The following is a 9,125-nucleotide window of genomic DNA, read 5'->3' on the forward strand; positions in this document are numbered from 1 at the left end:
CGGCCCAGCCGCCGGAGGCATCTCATTGCCACTGCCGCCGGCGCAGCTTTCGACCTCACCGAAATGGATCTATGCGAGCGAATGCACGGGTTGTCGTAGCGCGCTCACGTCTCACCAATTTACTCCGTAATTTAATAGATCAATCGAAAACACGTAATTTTTCCTTCCAGTACAACAAAGGAGGCGATCCCGTTAAGGTATCGCCTCCTTTGCCATCATTTTCCCGGAACGACGAGATTTAATTTTCTACTGCTCACCCGGATGTTGGCCGCGCGAACTTGTTGAACCGTTGTGGTTAAGCTGACCTCAAGGTCACGAGCAGCCGGTCGTCCCGCCACAGGTGTCGCATTTCAGGCATGTCCCGTTCCGCACCAACGTGAAGTTTGCGCATTCCGGGCAGGATTCGCCGACGTAGCCCTTCATCTTGGCCTCCGCGCGCCGATCCGACACGCTCCGCTCGGCCTTCGCGAAGGGCAGGTTCGCCACGAGAGCCTCGGCATGGCCAGCCTGAGCCGGCTCCGCCTTCAGGGCCGTGGCACCGCGCATCGCGTGGACCACACCGCCTGCCGGGGCCGTCACGCCGGCTCCCGAGGAGCCGACACCGACCGTCCCACCGGCCGGGCCTCCCTGGATCAGGGTGAGCCGGTCGGCCGAGCCGCGAACGAGGCCGCGCGACACGATGGCGGACGCCACCGGGTCCGGCTTGCCGCGGGTCGAGTCGCCCTCGCCCTTGCCCATCACCGTGTTGCCGATCTCGGACGGGTCGACATGGGCGAGGTCCATGCGGCCAAGGTACGAGATCGCGAGTTCGCGGAAGACGTAGTCGAGGATCGAGGTCGCGTTCTTGATCGCGTCGTTGCCCTGCACGAAGCCCGCCGGCTCGAAGCGGGTGAAGGTGAAGGCGTCGACATATTCCTCCATCGGCACGCCGTATTGCAAGCCGATCGAGATCGCGATGGCGAAGTTGTTCATCAGGCTCCGGAAAGCGGCGCCCTCCTTGTGCATGTCGATGAAGATCTCGCCGATGCGGCCATCCTCGTACTCGCCGGTGCGAAGATAGACCTTGTGCCCGCCGACCACCGCCTTCTGGGTGTAGCCCTTGCGGCGGTCAGGCAGCTTCTCGCGCGAGCGGATACGCTCGACGCGCTCGATGACCCGTTCAACCACCTTCTCGGCGAGTTGCGCCGCCTTGGCCGCCGCCGGCTGGGCGACCAGGGCCTCGATCATCTCCTCGGTATCGTCGTCCTCGTCGGAGATGAGCGCGGAGTTCAGCGGCTGCGACAGCTTCGAACCGTCGCGGTAGAGGGCGTTGGCCTTGAGAGCGAGGGTCCAGGACAGCCGGTAGGCGTTCTTGCAATCCTCGACCGTGGCGTCGTTGGGCATGTTGATGGTCTTGGAGATCGCCCCGGAGATGAAGGGCTGCGCCGCCGCCATCATGCGGATGTGGCTCTCCACCGAGAGATAGCGCTTACCGATGCGCCCGCACGGGTTGGCGCAGTCGAACACCGCGTAGTGCTCGATCTTGAGGAAGGGTGCTCCCTCCAGCGTCATCGCCCCGCAGATATGGGTGTTGGCCGCCTCGATGTCCTTTCGCGAGTAGCCGAGGAAGGGCAGGATCTCGAAGGTCGGATCGGCGAGCTTGTCGGCCGGTACCTTGAGGACGTCCGTGAGGAAGTCGTCGCCGAGCGTCCAGCGGTTGAACACGAACTTGATGTCGAAGGCGGACTTCAGGCCTGCCTCGATCGCCGAGATCTTATCGTCGGTGAAGCCCTTGGCGCGGAGCGAGCCGGGGTTGACCGCGGGAGCCTGACCCATCGAGCCGTGGCCGACCGCGTAGGCCTCGATCTCGGCGATCTCGGATTCGCGGTAGCCCAGCGAGCGCAGGGCGTCGGGGACCGCCCGGTTGATGATCTTGAAGTAGCCGCCGCCGGCCAGCTTCTTGAACTTCACCAGCGCGAAATCGGGCTCGATCCCGGTCGTGTCGCAATCCATCACGAGGCCGATCGTGCCGGTCGGCGCGATCACGGTCGCCTGGGCATTGCGATAGCCGTGCTCTTCGCCGAGCGACAGGGCCTGATCCCACACCGCCTTCGCGCGCTCGGCGAGATTGGCCTGGGGCACGTTGGCGATATCGAGGGGCACCGGCGCGATGCTCAGGAACTCGTAGCCCTCCGCCTCGCCATGCGCCGCGCGGCGATGGTTGCGGATCACCTTGAGCATGGCGTCGGCATTCTCCTCGTAGGCCGCGAAGGGCCCGAGTTCGCCGGCCATCTCGGCCGATGTGGCATAGGCCACGCCCGTCATGATGGCGCTGAGCGCGCCGGCCATGGCACGGCCTTTGTGCGAGTCGTAGGGCAGCCCCATGCTCATCAGGAGCCCGCCGATATTGGCGTAGCCGAGCCCCAGCGTGCGGTACCGGTAGGAGAGCTCGGCGATCTCCTTCGAGGGGAACTGCGCCATGAGCACCGAGATCTCGAGGACGACGGTCCAGAGCCGGTTGAGATGCTCGAAGGCGGCGACATCGAACTGGCCGCTGGCGCGATCGAACATCGTCAGCAGGTTGGCGCTAGCCAGGTTGCAGGCGGTATCGTCGAGGAACATGTACTCGGAGCACGGGTTCGAGGCCCGGATCCGCCCGCCCGACGGGCAGGTGTGCCAATCGTTCATGGTCGTGTTGAAGTGCAGGCCCGGATCGGCCGAGGCCCAGGCCGCCTCGCCGATCTTGTCCCACAGTTCGCGGGCCTTGAGGGTCTTGGTGGTCCGGCCCGTGGTGCGGGCCTTCAGGTCCCAGTCGGCGTCGCTGTCCACCGCGCGCAAGAAATCGTCGGTGAGCGAGACGGAGTTGTTGGAGTTCTGGCCGGCGACCGTGAGGTAGGCCTCGGAATCCCAGTCGGTGTCGTAGACGGGAAAGTCGATCTTGGTGAAGCCCTGGCGGGCGAACTGGATGACGCGCTTGGTGTAGCCGTCCGGCACGCTCTCCTTGCGGGCCGCCTTCACGGCGCGCTTGAGGGCGGGATTGCGCTCGGGATCGAAGCAGGCATCCTCTTCGGCCTCGCACTGCGTGCAGGCCTTCATCACCGCCTGGAGGTGCTTCGAGACGATCTTCGAACCGGTGACGAGGGCGGCGACCTTCTGCTCCTCCTTCACCTTCCAGTCGATGTACTGCTCGATATCGGGGTGGTCGATGTCGACAATGACCATCTTGGCCGCGCGCCGCGTGGTGCCGCCGGATTTGATCGCACCGGCCGCTCGGTCGCCGATCTTGAGGAACGACATCAGGCCCGACGACTTGCCGCCGCCGCCGAGCTTCTCGTTCTCGCCCCGCAGCATGGAGAAGTTCGAGCCGGTGCCCGAACCGTACTTGAACAGGCGGGCCTCGCGCACCCACAGGTCCATGATGCCGCCCTCGTTGACGAGGTCGTCCTGCACGCCCTGGATGAAGCAGGCATGCGGCTGCGGATGCTCGTAGGACGAGGCCGACCGCGTCAGCTCGCCGGTGCGGTAGTCGCAGTAATAGTGGCCCTGGCTCGGACCATCGATCCCATAGGCCCAGTGCAGGCCGGTGTTGAACCATTGCGGCGAGTTCGGCGCCACCATCTGCTTGGCGAGCATGAAGCGGAGCTCGTCGAGGAAGGCGGAGGCGTCCTCTTCCGAGGTGAAGTATCCGCCCTTCCAGCCCCAATAGGTCCAGCAGCCGGCGAGCCGGTCGAACACCTGCGTAGAGGAGATCTCGGATCCGGTACGCTGGTCCTCGGCGAGTTCCGCCAGGGCCGCTTCGTCGGCGACCGAGCGCCACAGGAACGACGGCACGTCGTTCTCTTCCACCTTCCTCAGGCGCGCGGGTACGCCGGCCTTGCGGAAGTACTTCTGCGCGAGCACGTCGCTGGCGACCTGGCTCCAGCTCTCGGGCACCGAGATACCCTCCAGCCGGAACACGACCGATCCATCGGGATTGCGGATCTCGCTGAGCGCCTTGCGGAAGGCGATGCCGGCATAGGGAGACTGGCCGGCAGAGGTGTGACGCCGTTCGAACCGCATGTAACCACATCTCCTGCGCCGGGATCCGGCGGGTGCACCGCCAGGGCGGGCGTGTTGCTGTCTGGGTCAGTGACGACCATGCGCATGCACGCGCTGCGGCGCGGACAAGCCGTGTTTCGTGACTGAAAGAGTGAGGGACCGCCGGCTGACGCGACCGTTTCGGCGACGTCCGGAAGCTATCTCTCCCTCCCCTTCACGTCAACAACTGGTGCGTCCCGGCGATGTTCCCCGCTACATGTAGTGTCCTGTGCGCGAAAGCTGTGGATATCGCGCGGCCCTCCATAAGTCCTGTTTTCGCCTTGCGGATTCGCGACGGAAAAATCAGCGACGCACATGGAGCGGCGGCGATGCCGGGGTGTCGACATGGTTAACGGCGGCAGGGTGTGGGATTTCGGCAGCACCATCGGCCTTGGCACGCTGGCGTTGGCACGGAGGCCGGCTGGACTTCGCCGGGACGCGTCACCATAGTCCGCACATTCTCGAAAGCGGCGGGCGCGAGCCCCGATTCAGGCGAACGCGATGGCACTCAAGGACACGTTGCTGCGCATCTTCACGTGGTGGAACGGTCAAACCGTCTCACTCGCCCTCTACACTGCGCGCAGCGGCCAGCTCGTCGGGACCGACGAGACCGGAAACACCTACTACAAGGCGCAAGGACCGCTGATCGACCGATCGGTGGGCACGGAGCGGCGCTGGGTCGTCTATAACGGCTACGCCGACGCCTCCAAGGTCCCGCCCGGCTGGCGCGCCTGGCTCTGCCACAACGCCGAGGTCGCTCCGAACGAGGAGCCCTATACGCCCCGAGACTGGCAGAAGCCCCATGTTGAGAACCTCACCGGCACCGAGGAGGCCTATCGGCCAAAGGGCTCCCAATCGAACCCGGGTGGGCGTCCGATCGCCGGTGGGGACTATGTGCCGTGGACGCCCGGGGGTTAGGGCCGGCAGCAACGCCTCCGCCGACGACCAGTTGTACTCAGTCCGCGGTGCAACGAGACAATTGGCGACGCGCCCGATGACGGGCCACGAGCGATAGGCCGGCCGCCGTCGCGTGGCGAGGACTAAAGAGAGGCTGGTTTCCGTCCCGCCCCGCGTCGATCACCCGATAGGGCTCGTCGTCGCCCCCGGCCTTGCGTTGATCGATCGCTCGTCGCACGAAATCCGGGCCGAGGTGGGTAGCGGCCGCGATGCTCGGGACGGTTCGGTAGTCGAATGTCAGCGTCACGAATTCGGCGACGATGGCACCCATGTTGTCGGAGCCGTACAGCGTGCCGCCATCCGGCTCCGGCCGACGTTCCGCCCACTGGATCAATCCGTCTGGGAGAACCCATTCCTCGATCTGGTTGCGCCGGACGAGGTCGGCCAGGATCGCCATCCGCGCGAATTCGAGGATCCGCCCACGCTGGATCTTGAGGGCGGTCCAGGCGATCCATCGCAACGGACGGTTTCCCGTTTGGGCTGCGAACCGAGCAGCATCGAATTGAGGAGGGATTTGACGACCACAGGCCTTCTGGTCGCCATCGGCTCGGTCTCGGGCGCAAGATCCTCCAGGCCGAGAAAGCGCATCGCTCCTTTCCGATCGGCAACCATCCGCGGGCGGGTCACCCAAGTCCGATAGAGGGACGGCAGGACACAGCGGATCTTCCGGTATGGAACGGCATCCTCCCGGTGGGACCGGCCGATCTCCTCAGCGGACAGGGCCGTGGGCCGCAGACCCCGCGCCAGTTCCACGGCACCGAGCGCGCCCGTGATCGTGCCCGCCGATGCTCCGGCAATCGTCCTGATCCGCACATGGCGCGCGGGCGCATCCGGGCGTTTGTCTTCCCAGGCCTGGAGGGCCTGGACGAGGAAATCGATCACACCGGCCGTGTAGGCTCCAGCCGATATCGCTCCGGACAGCGCCAGGCCGATCTCGAAATTGGGCAGTGTCCCGGTGCCGGGAATCTCCTGGACTGGCATCGCCATCACCGCCGGTCGAATCATGCGAACCGGAGCAACAATCGATGAACGCCGCGGTTCGTGCAATCTCAGGTAGGATCCGACGCGACTTCAGCCGCTGTCGGCGTCTTGGCCGACCCTCGGTCATGCCCTCTTTCCAACACCGTTGTCGCTATGACAGGGAGCTACGACGAGACTGAGCGCCGGGGATCCGACCGATGCGTGCGTCGCCCCGAGAATCGCTTTCCGAGAGAATTCGCATGAAAGCTGCAAGCGTCGGAGGAGTGGCCCGGTTGTCGGCGAGCCTCCTCGGGATGGTCTGCCTCCTCGGCGGGCCGGGCTACGCCGACAAGATCAAGAATCCGACCGCGGTGTTCTCCGGTCTCGACAAGATCACCGGGCGCATCGTGTCGTTCGAAGTGGCGGTCGACGAGACGGTTCAGTTCGGTGCGCTGCAGCTCACCCCGAGGGTCTGCTACAGCCGGCCGGCCACCGAGAGCCCGAAGACCACGGCCTTCCTCGAGGTCGACGAGGTCACGCTCGACAACAAGTACCGGCGCATCTTCACGGGCTGGCAATTTGCGGCGAGCCCCGGCCTGCATGCCATCGAGCACCCGATCTACGATGTCTGGGTCGTCGACTGTAAGGGCGGCACCGACATCATCGCCGAGGCGCGCGAGCAGGAGGACGTGCCGGTGATGGCGGCCCGGCCCGAGAAGCCCAAGCGCGCGGCGCGCAGGGACGACGCGACCCGCACGGCGCAGCAGGTCAATCCGAATGGCCAGCTCGACGTCGAGGCACCACGCGGCGTTCCGGTCCAGCCGAAACAGAAGCCATCGCGAAAATTCTTCCCCAACAACGAGGGCCCGGCGCCGGCGCCACCGCCCCAGCCGCAATCGATCTTCGACCAGATCTTCCGATAGAGGGTTCCGTGCCGGACGCCGCAACGATCCTCGCTTTCGCGGCCGTCTCCCTTGGCATGGTCCTGACGCCGGGGCCAAACATGGCCTACCTCGTCTCGCGTTCGATCTGCCAGGGCCGGGCCGCGGGCCTCGTCTCGCTAGGCGGCGTCGCGCTGGGCTTCGTGTTCTACATGCTGTGCGCGGCGTTGGGCATCACGGCCCTCGTCATGGCGGTACCCTACGCGTACGACGCCCTTAGGATCGCCGGCGCGCTCTATCTTGGCTGGCTCGCCTGGTCGGCTCTGCGCCCAGGCGGCCGCTCGCCGTTCCAGGTGCGGGATCTGCCGGCCGACAGCCGGGTACGGCTGTTCGCGATGGGGTTCCTGACCAACCTCCTCAACCCGAAGATCGCGATGCTCTACCTGGCGCTGCTGCCGCATTTCGTCGTGCCCGACCACGGCAGCGTCCTGGCACAGACCCTCGTGCTCGGCACGGTCCAGATCGCGATCAGTGTCGGCGTGAACGCCATGGTCGCGTTGGCGGCAGGGTCGATCGCCGGCTTCCTCGCCAGCCGGCCGGTATGGCTGAACGTTCAGCGCTGGCTGATGGGCGGCGTGCTCGGCGGTCTCAGCCTGCGCATGGCGTTCGACACAAGCCGCTGACGGCAAGGCCTAACGGCCCAGCGCGGCAAGCGCCTGCGACCCCGGGGTCGGATTGTCGATCGGCCAGACCGTCCAGTCGGCGTCGGCCGCGATCGCGTCGGCGAGACGCCGCTTGTAAATATGGCGCGGGACCTCCTCCGCCCCGAACTGCAGAAGATGGTCGGTGACGAACTGGGTGTCGGCGAGGCGATAGCCGCCCGCCCGCAACCGCGCCACGAGATGGACGAGGGCGACCTTCGAGGCGTCGCGCACGGTGTGGAACATGCTCTCCCCGAAGAAGGCGGCCCCGAGCGAAACCCCGTAGAGGCCGCCGACCAGACAGCCTTGCTCGTAGACCTCTACGGTATGGGCGTGGCCTTGGTCGAACAGGGCCCCGTAGAGTTCCCGGATTCGGCCGTTGATCCAGGTTCGCTCGGCATCGCGGCGCGGCGCGGCGCAACCTGAGATGACGCCGTCGAAGTCGCGGTCGACATGGACCTCGAAGGCGTCGCTGCGCACCGTTCGTGCAAGGCGCTTGCCGACGTGAAAACCGGCGAGCGGGAGGATCCCGCGGGCGCGCGGTTCGACCCAGTAGATGGCCGGGTCGTCGGCATCCTCCGCCATCGGAAAGATTCCGGCCGCGTAGGCCTTGAGCAGGATCTCTGGCGTGATCTCCACGCGGTCGCCGTCATCCGTGGATCGGTCGTGCATCGCGCGATCTTGACCCGACCTTGGCTCGATGGCCAGCACCACGTTCGGCGACGCAAACGAAAACGGCGGGGCTTTCGCCCCGCCGCCGGTTCACATCGTTCTCGCGATCTTAGAACCGCGGGCCGCCGGACGTTGTTCCGAGGTTCGGCACGATCCGGTTGGTCTGCTCGGCATTGCCGCCCTTCGCCGAATCCTCGACGATCGCTTCGCTGTTGGAGCGATAGGGGCCGTCGATCACCGTGCCGGTCACGTCCGGGTCCACGAGCACCGGACGGTCGGCATTGCGATAGACGCCGTAGGTCGAGGGATTGTCGATGGGTCCCCGCGTCGTCTGGCCGGCCTGCGGTACGCCACGCTCCGGCTGGCCGACGTTCCCGGACGGCGACTGCGCGAGCGCGGCGGTGGTGCTCAGCACGGCGGCGACGAGGGTGAGGGTGAAGGTACGCATGGGAGTCTCGATGTCCTTGAAGATCTGATTTCAGTCCGCCGACCGATCGGCCATTGCGGGCAGGCCATCCGTCGCGGATCTGCGGAGAGAAGCCGGGGCGCTCTCCGGCGTTCCGAGAGTTGCGTTGCAAGCGATCTGTCGCAGTAGGGAGGGGATGCAAAGTCTCAGTCTGACCCACCGCCGGATCTTTTAGGACTATTATACTAAAATCTGACGTCTTTCGCGTGTTCTTGCCAGCATGGTTCGTAGGCTGTCCGGGGTTTTTGCATGGCAAAAGCCGATTGCGCGCAATCATTGTGTGCGACCACGCACCTGACGGAGAAGCGAGGTGAGGGTTCGAGGCTTTGGCAGACGTCGCTGAAGCGCCGAAAGGGCGCCTATGGCCGTCGACGGGGACCCGAGGGTCGGCTCGTCATGCCAGATCCTGCAGATGGCGCGCGGCGATGACGG

Annotated in this window: 7 protein-coding genes; 3 read left to right on the forward strand and 4 right to left on the reverse strand. The window is 65.7% G+C overall.

Features of this window, described 5'->3' with window-relative positions:
• Positions 1–312: 312 nt before the first annotated feature.
• Positions 313–4,038 carry a vitamin B12-dependent ribonucleotide reductase gene (locus ACFE7U_RS08465; RefSeq protein WP_375409288.1) on the reverse strand — a complete coding sequence of 1,242 codons (3,726 nt, stop codon included), beginning with the start codon at positions 4,036–4,038 and terminating at the stop codon, positions 313–315.
• Positions 4,039–4,557: 519 nt separating this feature from the next.
• On the opposite strand from ACFE7U_RS08465, the gene ACFE7U_RS08470 reads away from it, so the two are divergent.
• Positions 4,558–4,974 carry an NADH:ubiquinone oxidoreductase subunit NDUFA12 gene (locus ACFE7U_RS08470; protein WP_375409289.1) on the forward strand — a complete coding sequence of 139 codons (417 nt, stop codon included), beginning with the start codon at positions 4,558–4,560 and terminating at the stop codon, positions 4,972–4,974.
• 37 nt (positions 4,975–5,011) lie between these two features.
• On the opposite strand, the gene ACFE7U_RS08475 is transcribed toward ACFE7U_RS08470, so the two are convergent.
• On the reverse strand, positions 5,012–5,473 hold the full coding sequence (locus ACFE7U_RS08475) for a hypothetical protein (RefSeq protein WP_375409290.1): 462 nt from the start codon (positions 5,471–5,473) through the stop codon (positions 5,012–5,014).
• Between the two features lie 814 nt (positions 5,474–6,287).
• Between ACFE7U_RS08475 and ACFE7U_RS08480 the strand changes: the two genes are divergently transcribed.
• Positions 6,288–6,896, forward strand: coding sequence for a DUF2155 domain-containing protein (locus tag ACFE7U_RS08480; protein WP_375409295.1), 609 nt, complete (start codon positions 6,288–6,290; stop codon positions 6,894–6,896).
• A gap of 56 nt (positions 6,897–6,952) precedes the next feature.
• Positions 6,953–7,537 carry a LysE family translocator gene (locus ACFE7U_RS08485; RefSeq protein ID WP_375409296.1) on the forward strand — a complete coding sequence of 195 codons (585 nt, stop codon included), beginning with the start codon at positions 6,953–6,955 and terminating at the stop codon, positions 7,535–7,537.
• 9 nt (positions 7,538–7,546) lie between these two features.
• Here the strand turns inward: ACFE7U_RS08485 and aat are convergent, their stop codons facing one another.
• Together aat and ACFE7U_RS08495 are read right to left on the reverse strand one after the other, a co-directional pair.
• Positions 7,547–8,227, reverse strand: coding sequence for a leucyl/phenylalanyl-tRNA--protein transferase (aat, locus tag ACFE7U_RS08490; RefSeq protein ID WP_375409291.1), 681 nt, complete (start codon positions 8,225–8,227; stop codon positions 7,547–7,549).
• 109 nt (positions 8,228–8,336) lie between these two features.
• Complete coding sequence (locus ACFE7U_RS08495) at positions 8,337–8,675, reverse strand: hypothetical protein (RefSeq protein ID WP_375409292.1); 339 nt, start codon at positions 8,673–8,675, stop codon at positions 8,337–8,339.
• Positions 8,676–9,125 lie beyond the last annotated feature (450 nt).

The sequence above is a fragment of the uncultured Methylobacterium sp. genome (assembly GCF_964251405.1).
Classification (GTDB): Bacteria; Pseudomonadota; Alphaproteobacteria; order Rhizobiales; family Beijerinckiaceae; genus Methylobacterium.